Source organism: Metabacillus sp. RB-C-LZQ-3-1 (genome assembly GCF_058315175.1).
The window spans coordinates 1-257 of sequence record NZ_JBZFLI010000069.1 but is presented as its reverse complement, the minus strand read 5'-3'; the positions used below and the strand labels follow the sequence as shown (position 1 = coordinate 257).

The 257-nt window shown below is 40.5% G+C and carries 1 protein-coding gene; it reads left to right on the top strand.

Annotated elements, in window-relative coordinates:
• On the top strand, window positions 1-257 hold a 257-nt coding region (locus tag AC4GZ8_RS26500; protein ID WP_491084840.1), incomplete at both ends, for a reverse transcriptase domain-containing protein.

The following is a 257-nucleotide window of genomic DNA, read 5'->3' as shown; positions in this document are numbered from 1 at the left end:
AGTTCTTAGTGAGTGGTGTACAAATAGATGACGACTACAAAGAAACAGTAATAGGTACTCCGCAAGGAGGAAACTTGTCTCCACTACTAAGCAATATCATGCTTAACGAGCTAGACAAGGAACTGGAAAGCCGTGGTCTTAATTTCGTACGTTATGCAGATGACTGTATTATCCTGGTTAAAAGTGAGATGTCTGCCAAACGAGTTATGAGGTCAGTGTCCAAATTCATTGAAGAAAAGCTAGGGCTTATCGTCAAT